At 58.1% G+C, this 15,660-nt stretch carries 13 protein-coding genes and 2 pseudogenes; 9 read left to right on the plus strand and 6 right to left on the minus strand.

Going from position 1 to position 15,660, the window contains the following annotated elements; all coding sequences use genetic code 11:
- Positions 1-22: 22 nt before the first annotated feature.
- The 6 genes from argH to argF all read left to right on the plus strand — a co-directional run bounded on the left by argH (position 23) and on the right by argF (position 6,869).
- On the plus strand, positions 23-1,417 hold the full coding sequence (gene argH / locus RWV98_RS07725; protein WP_317865001.1) for an argininosuccinate lyase: 1,395 nt from the start codon (positions 23-25) through the stop codon (positions 1,415-1,417).
- Positions 1,407-2,327: an N-acetyl-gamma-glutamyl-phosphate reductase gene (gene argC, locus RWV98_RS07730; RefSeq protein ID WP_317865003.1), complete on the plus strand. Its 921-nt coding sequence runs from the start codon at positions 1,407-1,409 to the stop codon at positions 2,325-2,327. The genes argH and argC overlap by 11 nt, the downstream gene beginning before the upstream one ends.
- Positions 2,328-2,465: 138 nt before the next feature.
- On the plus strand, positions 2,466-3,674 hold the full coding sequence (gene argJ, locus RWV98_RS07735; protein WP_317865005.1) for a bifunctional glutamate N-acetyltransferase/amino-acid acetyltransferase ArgJ: 1,209 nt from the start codon (positions 2,466-2,468) through the stop codon (positions 3,672-3,674).
- A gap of 158 nt (positions 3,675-3,832) precedes the next feature.
- Positions 3,833-4,639 carry an acetylglutamate kinase gene (gene argB, locus RWV98_RS07740; protein WP_317865719.1) on the plus strand — a complete coding sequence of 269 codons (807 nt, stop codon included), beginning with the start codon at positions 3,833-3,835 and terminating at the stop codon, positions 4,637-4,639.
- Between the two features lie 134 nt (positions 4,640-4,773).
- Positions 4,774-5,952 (plus strand): aspartate aminotransferase family protein, encoded by a 1,179-nt coding sequence (locus RWV98_RS07745; RefSeq protein WP_317865007.1) that lies wholly within the window; start codon positions 4,774-4,776, stop codon positions 5,950-5,952.
- Positions 5,953-5,954: 2 nt separating this feature from the next.
- On the plus strand, positions 5,955-6,869 hold the full coding sequence (argF, locus tag RWV98_RS07750; RefSeq protein WP_317865009.1) for an ornithine carbamoyltransferase: 915 nt from the start codon (positions 5,955-5,957) through the stop codon (positions 6,867-6,869).
- A 404-nt stretch (positions 6,870-7,273) separates the two neighbouring features.
- Here the strand turns inward: argF and RWV98_RS07755 are convergent, their stop codons facing one another.
- The gene (locus RWV98_RS07755; protein ID WP_317865011.1) at positions 7,274-8,299 is read right to left on the minus strand and encodes a LacI family DNA-binding transcriptional regulator; all 1,026 of its coding nucleotides are present in this window, start codon (positions 8,297-8,299) and stop codon (positions 7,274-7,276) included.
- 543 nt (positions 8,300-8,842) lie between these two features.
- Here RWV98_RS07755 and RWV98_RS07760 point away from each other — a divergent pair.
- Positions 8,843-9,085 (plus strand): hypothetical protein, encoded by a 243-nt coding sequence (locus RWV98_RS07760; protein WP_317865013.1) that lies wholly within the window; start codon positions 8,843-8,845, stop codon positions 9,083-9,085.
- Positions 9,086-9,310: 225 nt separating this feature from the next.
- Here the strand turns inward: RWV98_RS07760 and RWV98_RS07765 are convergent, their stop codons facing one another.
- From RWV98_RS07765 to RWV98_RS07785, 5 genes and pseudogenes are all read right to left on the minus strand, one after another.
- On the minus strand, positions 9,311-9,661 hold the full coding sequence (locus RWV98_RS07765) for a hypothetical protein (RefSeq protein ID WP_317865015.1): 351 nt from the start codon (positions 9,659-9,661) through the stop codon (positions 9,311-9,313).
- A 54-nt stretch (positions 9,662-9,715) separates the two neighbouring features.
- Positions 9,716-11,483: pseudogene (locus RWV98_RS07770) on the minus strand ([FeFe] hydrogenase, group A).
- Positions 11,477-13,312, minus strand: a complete 1,836-nt coding sequence (locus tag RWV98_RS07775) for an NAD(P)-binding protein (protein ID WP_317865016.1) — start codon at positions 13,310-13,312, stop codon at positions 11,477-11,479. The pseudogene RWV98_RS07770 and the gene RWV98_RS07775 overlap by 7 nt, the downstream one beginning before the upstream one ends.
- A 110-nt stretch (positions 13,313-13,422) precedes the next feature.
- On the minus strand, positions 13,423-13,593 hold the full coding sequence (locus RWV98_RS07780; RefSeq protein ID WP_317865017.1) for a hypothetical protein: 171 nt from the start codon (positions 13,591-13,593) through the stop codon (positions 13,423-13,425).
- A 275-nt stretch (positions 13,594-13,868) separates the two neighbouring features.
- A complete protein-coding gene (locus tag RWV98_RS07785; RefSeq protein ID WP_317865019.1) occupies positions 13,869-14,576 on the minus strand; it encodes a DUF5131 family protein in 708 nt (235 codons plus the stop codon).
- Between the two features lie 404 nt (positions 14,577-14,980).
- Between RWV98_RS07785 and RWV98_RS07790 the strand changes: the two genes are divergently transcribed.
- On the plus strand, positions 14,981-15,430 hold the full coding sequence (locus tag RWV98_RS07790; RefSeq protein ID WP_317865021.1) for a YaiI/YqxD family protein: 450 nt from the start codon (positions 14,981-14,983) through the stop codon (positions 15,428-15,430).
- Positions 15,431-15,500: 70 nt separating this feature from the next.
- Positions 15,501-15,656, plus strand: a pseudogene (locus RWV98_RS19330) (putative immunity protein); the annotation flags it as partial.
- Between the last annotated feature and the right edge of the window lie 4 nt (positions 15,657-15,660).

Below are 15,660 nucleotides of genomic sequence, written 5' to 3' on the forward strand. Positions count from 1 at the left end.
ACATTTGAGAGGGTACTGAAATATGGCAAAACTTTGGGCAGGGCGGTTTCAGAAGGAGACCGATCTGGTTGTAAACGATTTTAACTCGTCCATCCTGTTCGACTGCCGGCTATATAAAGAGGATATCGAAGGCTCGATCGCCCACGCGACCATGCTGGGCAAGCAGGGCGTTATCGAGCAGCACGAGGCCGACAAGATCGTAGAAGGCCTTACTGGCATCCTCAGCGACATCGAAGAGGGCAAGGTGGAGTTCTCGCTTGATTACGAGGATATCCACATGAACATCGAGCAGCTGCTGACCGAGCGCATCGGCGACGCGGGCAAGCGCCTGCACACCGCGCGCAGCCGCAACGATCAGGTCGCGCTCGACATGCGCCTTTACGTCAAAAAGGAGATCAGCGAGATCATCGACATGACCTGCGGGTTCATGAAGGCGCTTGCGAAAAAAAGCCGCGAAAATCTGGACGCCGTCATGCCCGGCTATACGCACCTGCAGCGCGCGCAGCCGACCACGTTCGCCCATTATATGATGGCATACGCCAATATGCTCAAGCGCGATGTGAGCCGCCTTCGGGATTGCCGGGAGCGTATGGATGAAATGCCGCTCGGCTCGGGCGCGCTGGCTTCGACCACTTACCCGATCGACCGCGATTTCGTCCGCGAGCAGCTCGGCTTTGCCCGCCTGACCGATAATTCGCTCGACGGCGTGTCCGACCGCGACTACTGCGTGGAGCTGCTTTCCGCGCTCTCTATACTGATGATGCATCTGTCCCGCCTGTCCGAGGAGATCATCTCTTGGTGCTCGTGGGAGTTCAAGTTCGTCGAGCTGGACGACGCTTACTCGACCGGCTCCTCGATCATGCCGCAGAAGAAAAACCCCGATGTGTGCGAGCTCATCCGCGGCAAAACCGGCCGCGTATACGGCAGCCTGACCACGATGCTGACCGTTTTAAAGGGCCTGCCGCTTGCCTACAACAAGGATATGCAGGAGGATAAGGAAGCCGTGTTCGGCGCGATCGACACCGTCAAGCAGTGCCTTGAGGTGTTCACGCCCATGTTCTCCACCATGTCGCTGCGGCGCGACAACATGCGCCGCGCGGCTTCCGGCGGCTTCATCAACGCGACCGACTGCGCCGACTACCTGACAAAGAAGGGCATGCCCTTCCGCGATGCGTATAAGACGGTGGGCCGTCTGGTCAACCAGTGCATCCGCGCGGATGAAACGCTCGAAACCATGACGCTTAAGGATTTCTCCGCGATTTCGGATAAGTTCAGCGACGATGTGTATGACGCGCTCGACCTGCGCACCTGCGTGGGCGAACGCAAGGTCATCGGCGGCCCCGCGCCGCAGGAGGTCGAACGCCAGATCGACAAGATCGAGAAGTTCATTGCGGAGGAAACCGGCGATGAAGCCTAAGATCTATATCGACGGTAAGGAAGGCACGACCGGCCTGCAAATTTACGAGCGCCTTGGCGCGCGGGACGACATTGAGCTGCTGCTGATCGACGAGGACAAACGCAAGGACGCCTTGGAGCGGCAAAAGTTTTTGAATGCCGCCGATATCGTGTTTCTGTGCCTGCCGGACGCGGCCGCGCGCGAAGCGGTCGCGCTGATCGAGAACGACGCGACGCGCGTGATCGACGCTTCGACCGCGCACCGCACCGATCCCGATTGGGATTACGGCTTTGCCGAGCTTTCGGCGGCGCACCGCGCGGCCATTGCCGCCTCGAAGCGCGTGGCAAACCCCGGCTGCCACGCGAGCGGCTTTATTGCCTCCGTTTATCCGCTGATCGCGCACGAGATCGTATCGGCGGATTTCGCGTTCACCTGCTCGTCGCTGACCGGCTATTCGGGCGGCGGCAAAAAGCTGATCGCGGAATACGAGGACGAGGGACGCGACCCGCGCCATGAATCCCACCGCATTTACGGCCTGAACCTACAGCATAAGCACCTGCCCGAAATGCAGGCCGTGTGCGGCCTGACAGCGCCGCCGGTGTTCGTGCCCATTCTGGGCGATTTCTACAAGGGCATGGCCACCACCGTGATGCTGCCCGGCTTTGCCGCCGCGCGCATCCACGAAGCGCTCTCCGGCCATTACGAGGGGCAGGCGCTTGTCTCGGTCGCGCCGCTTGGCGGGGACGAACCGGTCATCTACGCCTCCACGCTCGCCGGGCGCGACAGCCTGCGGCTGATCGTCACCGGAAACGAAGAGCAGGCCATCGTCACCGTGCTGTTCGACAACCTCGGCAAGGGCGCCTCGGGCGCCGCGGTGCAAAATATGAACATCATGCTCGGTCTGGACCAAACGACAGGATTAAACGTGTGAATAATTAGGAATTAGAAATTAGAAATTAGTAATTGCGGGTTCGGCCGCTGGCCGATGATAGAATTTGCGCGCTGTGCGCGCATCCCCAATTACTAACTACTCATTACTACTTACTAATTAAAGTGAAGGGGTTTTTAAATGAAGATCATCGAAGGCGGCGTGTGCGCCGCCGCGGGTTTTAAGGCGGGCAGCGTGCGCTGCGGCATTAAGGAAAGCCGCGCAAACGACGATACCGCAATCATCGTTAGCGACTGCGAATGCGCGGCCGCTGCCGTTTATACCATGAACCGCGTCAAGGCCGCGCCGCTCTATGTCACCATGGAGCATTTGGAAAACGGCGTGGCGCGCGCCATCGTGGCGAATGCGGGCAACGCGAACGCCTGCGCGCCGGACGGCATGGAAAACGCCCGCCGCATGGCAAAGGCCGCGGCTGATCTGCTGCAAATAGGCGAGGACGAGATCGTGGTCGCTTCCACCGGTGTGATCGGCCAGCGCCTGCCGGTCGAGTGCATCGAAGCGCACCTGCCGGAGCTTGTTCTGGAGGACGACGCGTCCGAGAAGGCGAACCGCGCGATCATGACCACCGACACGAAAACCAAGACCGCCGCGGTAGAATTCACGATCGGCGGCACGGTTTGCCGAATCGGCGGCATCTGCAAGGGCAGCGGCATGATCCATCCCAACATGGGCACCATGCTTTCCTTTGTGACGACCGACTGCGCCATCACGCACGAAATGCTGCAAGAAGCGTTGCAGGAAAACGTGCGCAAGACCTATAACCGCGTCACGGTGGATGGCGACACCTCGACCAACGACATGTGCGTCGTGCTGGCCAACGGCAAGGCGGGCAACGACCTGATTGAATGGCAGGATGAGGACTACCAGACCTTTGTCAAGGCGCTGAACGAGGTCAACACCCGTTTGGCGCGCCAGCTCGCGGCGGATGGCGAGGGCGCGACCAAGCTGGTCACCTGCACGGTGGCCCATTCCCGTACCGAGGAAGCGGCCGAACGGCTGGCCAAGGCGGTTGTCGGTTCCAATTTGGTCAAGGCGGCCATGTTCGGCGCGGACGCCAACTGGGGCCGCGTGCTGTGCGCCATGGGGTATTCCAAGGCCCCGTTCCGTCCGGAATACGTCACCGTTTCGTTCGTTTCAAACGCGGGCAGCGTGACGGTCTGTGAAAAGGGCGCGGCGCTTGATTTTGACGAGGATATCGCGAAAAAGGTGCTCTCCGAAAGCGAGGTCACCATTCTGGTTGACGTAAACGAAGGCGACGAGCAAGCGACCGCTTGGGGCTGCGACCTAACGTATGATTATGTGAAGATCAACGGGGACTACCGCACTTGATAATTAGGAATTAGAAATGAGTAATTAGTAATTATCTCTGATAACATACGTTGCGGACCTCCTCAATTCCTAATTAAAAGGGAGTTTTTGAATTGGATACACAACTTGACGCGGAGCTCAAGGCCAAAATATTGGTCGAGGCGCTGCCGCATATCCAGATGTATTACGGCCAGACGGTGGTCGTCAAATACGGCGGCAACGCGATGATCAATGATGAACTGAAAGACGCGGTGATTCACGACCTTGTGCTGCTCAATCTGGTCGGCATCAAGGTGGTCGTCGTGCACGGCGGCGGGCCGGAGATCAATGAAATGCTGGGCAAGATCGGCAAGGAATCCAAGTTTGTAAACGGCCTGCGCTATACCGACCGCGAAACGATGGATATCGTGCAGATGGTGCTGTGCGGCAAGGTCAACAAGGATTTGGTTACGCTTTTGGAAAAAGCGGGCGGGCGCGGCATCGGCCTTGGCGGCATGGACGGCGGCCTGTTTCAGGCGCGCCGCCTGACCGACCGCATCGGCACCGATTACGGCTATGTCGGCGAGATCGTCGACGTCGATCCCTCGCCGGTGATCGATGTGTTGCAGCAGGGGTATATCCCGGTCGTTTCCACCGTGGCGCAGGGCATCGACGACGAGACCAATTACAACATCAACGCCGATACGGCGGCATCCAAGCTGGCCGTCGCGCTGAAAGCGAAAAAGCTGATTTTGCTGACCGACGTGCGCGGCCTGATGCTCGATCCGAAGGATGAAAACACGCTGCTGCCGCTGCTGAAGGTGTCCGAAGTGCCCAAGCTGGTGCGCGACGGCGTGATCAAGGGCGGCATGATCCCCAAGGTGGATTGCTGCGTGGAAGCGGTGCGCAAGGGCGTGGGCGCCGCGAACATTCAGGACGGCCGCGTAGCGCACTCGATCCTGATCGAGCTGCTCTCCAAGGTCGGCGTGGGAACAATGTTTCAGTAATGAGCAATTAGGAATTAGTAATTAGGAATTGCGGTATCGGCCAAAGGCCGATCAATTAAAATAGCGCGCTGTGCGCGCATCCTTCATTACTAACTACTCATTACTAATTCCTAATTATAAAAGGGGCACATGAAATGAACTACGAACAGCTAAAAAGCGAAGAATCCCAGTACGTCATGAACACCTATGGCCGCTTTCCGATCGCTTTGGACCGTGGCGAGGGCGCGACGGTGTGGGATGTCGAGGGCAAACGGTACATCGATCTGGCTTCGGGCATCGGCGTCAACTGCATGGGCTACAACAACAAAAAGGTGATCGACGCGATCACCGAGCAGGCGCACAAGCTGATGCATGTGTCCAATCTCTTTACGACCGAGCCCATGGTAAAGGTCGCGAAGAAGTTGGTTACGGAAACCGGGATGGGCAAGGTGTTTTTTGCCAATTCCGGCGCGGAGGCAAACGAGGGCATGATCAAGCTTGCCCGTAAATATTCGTTCGACAAATACGGAACGGGCCGCGCGAAAATCGTAACGCTTCAAAACTCCTTCCATGGCCGCACGATCACCACGCTGAACGCGACCGGACAGGATAAGTTCCACAATTACTTTTTCCCCTTTACCGAAGGCTTTGATTACGCGGTCGCGGGTGATCTGGACAGCGTGAAGGCCAAGGCGGATGGCGAGACCTGCGCCGTTATGATGGAGCTGATTCAAGGCGAAGGCGGCGTTTTGCCGCTCGACCGGGAATTTGTGCGGGCCGTCGAGGCGTTTTGCCGCGAAAACGATCTGCTGCTTCTGATCGACGAGGTACAGACCGGCATCGGCCGCACGGGCAGCCTGTTCTGTTTCCAGCAGTATGGGATCATGCCCGATGTGGTATCCATGGCCAAGGGCCTTGGAGGCGGCGTGCCGGTCGGCGCGGTCATGGCGGCAAAGACCTGCTGCGACGTGCTCACCCCCGGCACCCATGCGACCACCTTCGGCGGCACGCCCATGGTGTGCGCGGCGGCAAACGCCGTGCTCGACACGGTGGCGGACCCCGCTTTTCTGGCGGAGGTGCGCGAAAAGGGCGAATACCTGAAAAACAAGATTATGGCGCTTGGCTCCGCGCATATCCAAGGCGTGCGCGGCATGGGCCTGATGCTCGGCATCATCGTAGAAGAGGGCCGGCATTCCGAATTTGCAAATCAGTTGATCGAAAAGGGCGTGCTCGCGATCACCGCGGGCAAAAACGCCGTCCGTCTGCTCCCGCCGCTCGTGATCAGCAAGGAAGAGATGGACGAGGCGCTCGCCGTTATGAAAGAGGTATTTTAAACATGAAGCATTTGCTAAAGCTGCTGGATTGCTCGTCCGAGGAGATCATCGGCCTGCTCGATCTGGCGGATCAGCTCAAGTATGAAAAGAAGCACAACATCTCCCACCGGCATCTGGAAGGCAAAAGCCTCGGCATGATCTTCCAGAAATCCTCGACCCGCACCCGCGTTTCGTTTGAGACCGGCATGTACCAGCTCGGCGGACAGGCGCTGTTCCTCTCGAACCGCGATCTGCAGATCGGCCGGGGCGAGCCGGTGCAGGATACCGCGCGCGTGCTTTCCCGCTATCTGGACGGCATCATGATTCGCACCTTCGAGCAGAAGGAGGTTGAGGATCTCGCGGGTTACGGCGAGATCCCGATCATCAACGGCCTAACCGACTTCTGCCATCCCTGTCAGGTGCTGGCCGACCTGATGACCATCCGCGAGAAGTTCGCGGTGCTGGAAGGCCTGAAAATGTGCTACATCGGCGATGGCAACAACATGGCAAACTCGCTGATCGTCGGCGGCCTCAAGACCGGCATGAAGGTTTCCATCGCCACGCCGGAAGGCTACCGCCCGCACGCGGACGTGCTCGCCTTTGCGCAGGGCAACCCGGATTTCACCCTGACCGATTCGCCCATGGCGGCCGCCGAAAACGCGGATGTCGTCATCACGGATACTTGGGCGTCCATGGGGCAGGAAGCGGAAAAGGAAGCGCGCGTCAAGGCGTTTCAGGGCTATCAGGTGAACGACGAGCTGCTCGCCGCCGCCAAACCCGGCTGCATGGTGCAGCACTGCTTGCCTGCTTACCGTGAGCAGGAGATTACCACCAAGGTGTTTGAGGAACACGCCTCGGAAATTTTTGAGGAAGCCGAAAACCGTCTGCACGCACAGAAGGCGGTCATGGTTACACTCATGAGCGATAAACAGGGCTAAAAAGAATGAAAAGGCCTCCGCGCGAAAGCGCGGAGGCCTTTTCAGCGTGTCAAAGAACCCTTCGCGCCGCAGCGCGTATAAAATAGGATTTTGTTTTAAGAAACAAAATCCATAAAAACCGGGAGCAGTAGGTGAATTGGCCGTAGGCCAAGAGAGGCCGGCCTGGGCCGTGTATCTCGGTTTGCTCTCATTTAATCGCCGCACGGCGGCGGTCAGTGGATAGAGGCCTACGGGCTATACAAACCGACTTCAAGTGTGCCTAAAAGGCGCGCGCAGAAGCCGGAATCTCGATCGAAATGGGGCTTTGTTTCGATCGACAGACTGTCAAAAATAGCTTTTTTACAGTCTGAGGCGCGGCCCGCGGGCCATGTCTGTTTTTTTGCGGTTTGAGCGAAGAGGGGGGCCTATTCGCGGCAACGGCTGGTCGATTGGCGCTCGATCAGCGCGGGCGGCAAGAAGGTTTTCGCCTGTATGGTTTTTTTCTTCGGCGCGTTGGAGATCTCAAGCAGCTTGGCCACTGAAAAATGAGCGAGCTCCTGAAAGGGCTGCGCCACGCTGGTCAGCTCCGGGCGGCAGAGCTGGCCGATATCGAGGCCGTCGTATCCGATCACGGAAATATCCTCCGGTATACGGAAACCGTGGTCCTTCAGCGCGTTTAAAGCCCCCAGAGCAAGCACGTCGCACATCCCGTAAACCGCCGTGGCCTGTTCAAACAACGCGAGGTTTTCCGTCACAACGCGGTACCCTTCCTCGTACCTGCAATCGTCGCAGGTCAGAATGTAGGAGGGCTCAAACGGAGCCTGATACTCGTTAAGCGCTTTTTGATAGCCTGCAAGCCGGTCGTGGAATTCGTCCCAAGGGGCGGAAAGCGCCACAATATGGCGGTGTCCAAGCTCCAGAAGATGCTTGCTGGCGATATACCCGCCCAGATAATTATCGGTATCGACCAAACTGACTTGCTCCGAAGAATTGCGTCCAAAAAAGATCAGATACACATGGGGAATGCCGATTTGGTTAAAGTATTCGTCCACCTTGGCGTCGTATTCACGATTGACGATGATAAAGCCTTCCACCAATTCCAGCTTGATCAAATCCTTCAGCTGTTGGATGCCCTGCTCGCCGCAAAAGTCCAGCAAGGGGATCGCGTAATAGTTTTCCTGTTCGATCGTTTTGTAAAGGATGCTGAGCAGCTGCTTGATAAAGTGATCGTCAAACGCGTGGTGCGACATTTGCAGCACGCCGATCGCCTTGCGCTTATTGGTGCAGATCGTCCTCTTGTTCTTATTTCGCACGACATAGCCGTGCTGCTTGGCCAGCGTGCGGACCAGTTCTTTGGTTTCGGCTGATATGCCGGGGCGGTCGTTCAGACAGCGCGATACCGTGGCTTGACTGACGCCGGCCAGTTTCGCCAATTCGCGGGTGGAAATCATCGGTCGATACTCCTTTCGTTAACGCAGCAGGTATGCCGCGCGCTTCGTTGACGCCGCAATAACCAAGATGCTGCAAGCCCAATATTGTCTCATTTCATTATATCGTAGGCTAACGGAATGTCAATGCAAAACACATTATTTTTACGTAATGATACCGCATCAATAAAAACGGAATATCAGCGAGATTTACAACATATAAGAGGCGATACATGATAAAGGAGCGGATGAAATGCTGCAAATCGCCGTATAAAAATCAAAAAACCGCAGGAATACGCGTTAAGATACAACGCGTATTTTTTTGTGCATAACCACCAGATTTGCAAGGGATCATAAAAATAATGCAGGCTATATATAGCTTATCATGGTATTGAATCAAGGAATAAAACGCTGTTGTTTCGATAATAGGGCTGATAAATATACGAATATTGAAATTGGTCAAAATTATTTTGATACATAAGTGATACGCAAATAGTAGCGCAAAAGGCATTGCATTTAAAAGCCGAATTACTATAATGAGACTTAAGAAAACGAACTGATACGCAAATGGCAAAGGGTTCTGGAGCGGATTATGTGATCAACGCGGCGAGCACCACCGCGAAGGACCGGAAAATCTATATCAAGAAGCTGACGCACGGGCGGGGCGCCGATCAATGCTCACTATATCTGCGGCAACGGCATCGTGTGACCGAACCGGTCGCCGCTCCGACGCGGACCGGTACGCCCATTTGCTTCTTCTCCTCTTCTTCCTCTGATAGGGATGCGCTGCAAGAAAGCGGACTTCCCTAAAAAACAAAGCCGGACCGTACTGCAAAACGCTGTACGGTCCGGCTTTGTTTTTCACGGATGCGGATGGTCCATGTCAGGCATAAACGCGGCCGCGGCTTGCCCGCAGCATCCGAAAAACCGCAGTTCGGGTGAAACGGCCCTGCCGTGGCCCGTATCGACCAACGGAATAAGGCCGCCCGCTGCAAATCAAGGCGATGTGGCGAGTCGTTGCTCCAAAGGGCCTCTCTAGTAAATGCGATCGCCCAGCAACTTATCATGCGGCATGATCAGGCAGCGATTGAGCTGCTTCTCATACTTTTGATAAAGGTTTTGCAGAGCCTTGCCGTAATCCTCTTTGGTCGCAAACTCCCAAATCAAAATATACTTTACGCATTTGACGATTTTGGTAAGCCTGTGGGGCGGTAGTCCCTCCTTGATCTGTTCGTAATCAATGTTATATCCCCGCTTGACATATTTCAGATCAATTAGCCCCGGCTGCTCCTTTTGGGTCTCGACGACCTCGCCGAGCAGGCCTTCAAACTCCTCGATTTTGGTTGGCTTTACCTGATAAATTGCGATTTCTACAAAATTCTCCATCACTTGCCTGCCTCCTGCTTCTCATAGGGTGGCCTGATACCCACGGGTTATCAATCAAACAGACGGTCCGTTCGCGCTTGTCATGTCCCACGCAAAGTGATCGGCGTGAAGCAGTTCTTCCGCCTTTTCAGAGAGCGGCGCGTCGAGATATTCGCTGTAAAGCGTTTGGATGACCGGGTTTTCGTGCGAGAAGCGGAGCGTGTCGTTCTCGTCCAGCGAATAGAGCACGTTTGCGCGCGCGGTCGCCTTTTTCGCGGTCGCTCCCGTCGATCGGCTGGCCGCCGCCGCCCGCGCAGCCGCCGGGGCAGGCCATCACCTCGACAAACTCATACTTTACCTCGCCGCGCGCCATCGCGCGCAGCAGGTGGCGCGCGTTTGCCAGACCGTTCACCACCGCGCACCGCACGGGGATACCGGAAAGCTCGAACGTGGCTTCGCGCCAGCCATGCCGTCCGGCGGCATAGCCGCGCACCTCGCGGAACGCGTCCGCGGGCGGGTTCTTGCCCGCCGTCAGGTAATAAGCGGTGCGAAGCGCCGCTTCCATTACGCCGCCGGTCGAACCGAAAATCACGCCCGCGCCCGAACCGACGCCGAGCGGAGAATCGAAATCCTCCTCCGGCAGCGCGGAGGCGTCCAAATGCTCGGCGCGCACCATGCGGACGAGCTCGCGCGTGGTCAGCACCAGATCGACGTCCGGCCCATTTTCGGACTGCATGCCGGGCAGGTCGCACTCGGCCTTTTTGGCCAGACAGGGCATGATGGACACGCTGAAGATCTTGGACGGGTCCACGCCGATGCGCTCGGCAAACCAGGTTTTGGCCACCGCGCCGAACATCTGCTGCGGCGATTTTGCGGTAGAGAGCCGCCCGGTCAGCTCCGGGTACTCGCTTTTCAAGAAACGCACCCAGCCCGGGCAGCACGAGGTGAACATCGGCTTTTCCGCAAGGTCGCCCGCGCGCAGGCGGCGCAGCAGCTCGCTGCCTTCCTCCATAATGGTCAAATCGGCGGAAAAGGTGGTGTCGAACACGTATTCCGCGCCCATTTTGCGCAGCGCGGCCACGAGCTGCCCGGCGGATATCCCGCCGGTCTGCTCGCCAAGGGTCTCGCCCCAAGCGGCGCGCACGGCGGGCGCGATCTGGACAACGGTAATCCTGTCCGGATCGGCCAGCGCGGAAAAAGCTCTTGCGGTGTCGTCCCGCTCCCGCAGCGCGCCGGTCGGGCAGTGGGTGATGCACTGGCCGCAGAGCGAGCAGCCCGCCTCCTTGATAAAGCGGTTGCCGGATACGTCTATCGTGGTGCGCGAGCCCGAACCGTTCACATCCCAAATGGAGAGCGCCTGCACCTTGTCGCAGACCTGCACGCAGCGCATGCACTTGATGCACTTGTTGATCTCGCGGTACAGGGGGAAGGTGCGCGTCCATTCCACCTTTTTGCCCTGCGCCAAATCGAGCGGATAGGGCACGCTCAGCACGCCCAGATCGGTGGCAATCTTTTGCAGCTTGCAGGTGCCCGAGCGCACACAGGTGGCGCAGGTGCAATCATGCTGGGATAAAATAAGCTCCACATTGGTGCGGCGGGCCTGACGCACGCGGGGCGAATTGGTGTGAATGACCATACCCTCGCGCACAACGTTGTTGCACGAGGGGACGAGCTTGCCCTCGCCCTCGATCTCGACGCAGCATACGCGGCACGAACCGATCTCGTTTACGCCCTTGAGGTAGCAGAGCTTTGGTATTTCAATACCGACGGAGGCCGCGGCCTCTAAGATCGTAAGCCCGGCGGGCACGGAGACCGGCGTATCGTTGATTGTGACGTTTACCATTTCGATGTGCGCCCTCCTTTGAATATACCGTAGCCGAAGTGATCGCACCGCAGGCAGCGCGAGGTCTCCTGACGGGCCTCCTCATCGGTCATGCCGCAGGTGACCAGCTCGAAATTGTCCTTGCACTCCGCGAGTGGGCGGCTTTTCAGCTCGACCCGGCCGCAGGCGGGCGAATTGGTCAGGTGCGCGGGGGGTATATCCACATCGGTGGTGATGATGTGTCGGTAGCCTAGGTGGGCGTCGATATTCGCGGCCGCCACCTTGCCCGCCGCGACCGCGCGGATGACGGTGGCGGGGCCGGTCACCGCGTCGCCGCCCGCGAACACGTGCGGCGTGTTGGGTACAAAAGCGTCGTCCCCGGCAAAGATTTTGCCGCGGCCCACCGATACCACCTGCTCGAACGGCTTGGCGTCAATCGCTTGGCCGATCGCGACGATGACCGCGTCGCACGGAATGCGGAAGGCGGGGGCCTCCGCCGCGCGGGGACGCGGGCGGTCGTCCGGTCCGTATTCGCCGATGATCTGCGGGCGGGTCCATAACGCGGTCACGCGGCCGCTTGCATCGGTCTCGATGCGCTCGGGCGCTTGCAGGGGCAGGATCTGGCAGCCCTCGCCCATGGCTTCTTCGATCTCCTCGCTGAGCGCGGTCATATCCGCGACGCGGCGGCGGTATACACAGGTGACCGACTGCGCGCCCAGACGAATGGCCGTGCGCGTCGCGTCCATCGATACGTTGCCGCCGCCGATGATGCACACGCGGCGGCCCTGAAAGTCGGGCGCGGCGCCCTCGCCGATGTCGCGCAGCAGCTGCACGGCGGAGTACACATCCGGGCTGTCCTCGCCCTCGATGCCGAGCTTTTTGTCGTTATGCGCGCCGATGGCGAGATAGACCGCGTCGTACTGCTGCTCGATCTCGGAAAAGGGAATGTCGCGGCCGATCGCGGTGTCCAGATGCACCTTGATGCCGGTAGAAAGGATAAAGGAGATATCCGCGTTCAGCTTGTCCGGCGGCAGGCGGTAATCCGGGATGCCGTAGCGCAGCATGCCGCCGAGCTGGGGCCGCTGGTCGTATACCTCCACCGTGTGGCCCATCAGCGATAGAAAGTAAGCGGCGGACAGCCCGCCCGGACCGCCGCCGATCACGCCGATGCGCTTGCCGGTGGGCGGGGCGCACGGGGGCGGGGCGGCGTTTGGAGAAGCGTGGTCGCACGCATAGCGCTTGATGCCGCAGATGTTCACCGCGTCGTCCACCATGCGGCGGCGGCAGCGCGCCTCGCAGGGGTGCTCGCACACATAGCCGCATACGGTGGGGAAGGGGTTATCCTTGCGGATCAGACGCACCGCGTCGTCGTTCCGGCCCGCGCGCACCAGCGCGATGTAGCCCGGAATGTCCACCCCGGCGGGGCACAGCGCGACGCAGGGCACGGGCTGGCTCAGGCCGCAAAGGCAGCGGCCCTTCGTGACATGCGATATGTAATCGTCCCGGAAGCCAAGCACGCCGCCGAGCACCATGCGCGCGGCTTCGTAGCCGATCGCGCAGTCCGCCGTGTCCTGAATGACGCGCGCGGTCTTTTCGATCAATTCGATCGTTTCGGTTGTGCCGGTGGAATCAAGAACGCTTTCCAACAGCTTGGTCAGTTGGCCCAAGCCGATGCGGCAGGGCACGCACTTGCCGCAGGTCTGCGCATGGCACAGGCGCAGAAAGGAAAGCGCCATATCGACCGGGCACAGGCCCGGCGGGCTGGCGCTGATGCGGCGTTCCACATCGCGGTAAAGCCCCTCGATCACCGCCTGCGAGCGGCTGGGCGTTTCGATGGATAATCTGCTCAACGGGTCCCCTCCTTCAAATACACAGCAATTATTCTATAGGTTAAAAAAGGTAGTCTTTATATATATACTACCGATGCGCTGGAAAGTCAACCCATAGACGCGCTTTGGTATCAAAAAGTGACGGATTGAGCCTGATTTGCGTTTTTCAGCTGACCCATCCCATGAAATATGGGTCGGGTGAGCGCGCCGATGACCAGCATGATCAGCGCCGCCAGATAAAACGGCAGATAGGTGCGGTTCCGGTCGGCAAGGATGCCGCCAATCGGGAATAAGATCAGCATGTTTCCTTATCAATAAAAATAAAGCCAAAAAGGGCCGCTCTATGGGAAGAGCGGCCCGCAGACTGTAGACAAAGGTCTCTCGCCGCAGCGCGCATAGAAAGGAAAATGGAGCGAAGCGACGTAAAATCCGTTTCTTCGGGGGCGTGTACCTCGAAAAAACACCTCGACCCGCGCCACCGGGCGCGTAACCCGGGGGTATCGAGACCGGTTTCTCCGGAACTGGTCGAGTATCTAGGGGCACTGGGTGCCCCACTAGACGCGGAAAAGAAGCGGCCTTAACAGTTGATGCCGGCCTTCTTGGCCTGACTGCAAAGCTGTCTCACGGGAATCGTGTATTCCTTTCCATCCCTTATAAAATGCGTGCCGCATTGCCGGAATTCAAAATGCGTATGGGTGTTTACGCATTGCTGCCGCACCGCGAGCACCCAGTCGTAATGCAGCGCGCGGGCGTCTGGATCGGATTCTCCGCCGAGCACCACCAGTTCGACGTCGTCCAGATATTTTTCAATATCGATCTGTTCCAGCAGCGGCTGACAGATGATGTTTTTGTGCTTAATGGGGGCGCTTTGAAAAATGGGCAGCCGGTGATCGGCCGTTTGCTGATTTTCCACCGTACAGCCAACCGTTACGTTATCATAGCCGTCGCCCCAATCACTGGGAACACAGTCCATAAAACGATTGATCCGCTTGGTCAGAAAAAGAAAATGCAGGTCGCCGCGTTCTTTCATCATGTTCCAGCAATCCGCGCGCCAAACGTCCGCGTCCGGCAGCAAAAAATCCGAAGAAAAGCAAAGGTATACGGTTTGCCCCGCTTTGATCTTGTATTCGCCCTTCTTATTCTTTTCCACGGGCGCGGTGAACCGATCGGTCTTGACGATCAGATCGGTATCGACGCCGCGCTTGCAGTCGCCCTTATGGATATAGCAAAACCGGCAGCCCTCGCTGTATTTGTGGCAGCCGCGCCAGGGGTTCCACATTGCCATAGCTTGTTCCTTGACCTTTCCTCATCGGGGGGAGCATATCGGCGCCCCACACGGATGCGTTTCCTAATTAACACCTATTATCTTACCGCGTGGCTTTCATTTCAGCAATATATAAAATAGTGTTAATTTTCGCGTTACAGGCTGTTTGACATTTGGATGGGGGGATATTAGAATAAGAGCAGTATACCGGCGCGTCGAGCGTGGAATAAAAAGACCAAGAAAAAAGCTTGGGTATCGGCGGAAAGGGGCTGCGTATTGAAAAAAGGGAAGATGATACTTTGCGTTGCCCTGTTGAGGATTGCGCGGATAGGATCATGCAAATCGCAACCTGTCCCAATCGGTGGTTCGCATTTGCGAAACTGTGCGGGCAGGCGTTTCTTGCCAATGGCGGGGGCGTTTGAAACATGAGTAGACGAATACTGATCGACGCGGACGGCTGTCCGGTGGTGGATGAAACGATCACCATGGCAAGGCGATACGGCGTCGAGTGCCTGATCCTATGCGACACTTCCCACGTATTTGAAAAGTCCGGGGCGCGGACGCTCACCTTTTCCAAGGGCGCGGACAGCGTGGACTTCGCGCTGGTGGGGCTGGTAAAGCCCGGCGACGTGGTCGTGACGCAGGACTATGGCCTTGCCGCGATGTGTCTGGCGAGGAACGCACGGGTGCTCAGTCAGGACGGCATGGAATATACGGCGGACAATATCGACGGCTTGCTGCTGGCCCGTCACACCGCAAAGAAAATCCGGAGCGGCGGCGGGCGGCTCAAGGGCCCGAAGAAGCGGACCAAGGCGCAGGACGAAGCCTATGCGGCCGCGTTAAACAAGCTGCTGCAAGACGGATCGACCGGATAAAGGAGCATGCAACATGGCAAAGCCAAGAAAAATGCTGGGCGCGGCGGATTCGCCCTACATTGTCAGCCTGATGCGGCTGATCGAAACCCAGAGCAAGGCCACCATTGCAAAGTGGTGCCTTGATTATACCGAGACCAACATCCTGCCCATTTTTGAGAAATACTGTCCGACCGACGGGCGGCCCCGCATGGCGCTCACCGCGTCGCGGGAGTGGTTCGAGGGGCGACGGA

The organism is Agathobaculum sp. NTUH-O15-33 (assembly GCF_033193315.1).
Classification (GTDB): Bacteria; Bacillota; Clostridia; order Oscillospirales; family Butyricicoccaceae; genus Agathobaculum; species Agathobaculum faecihominis_A.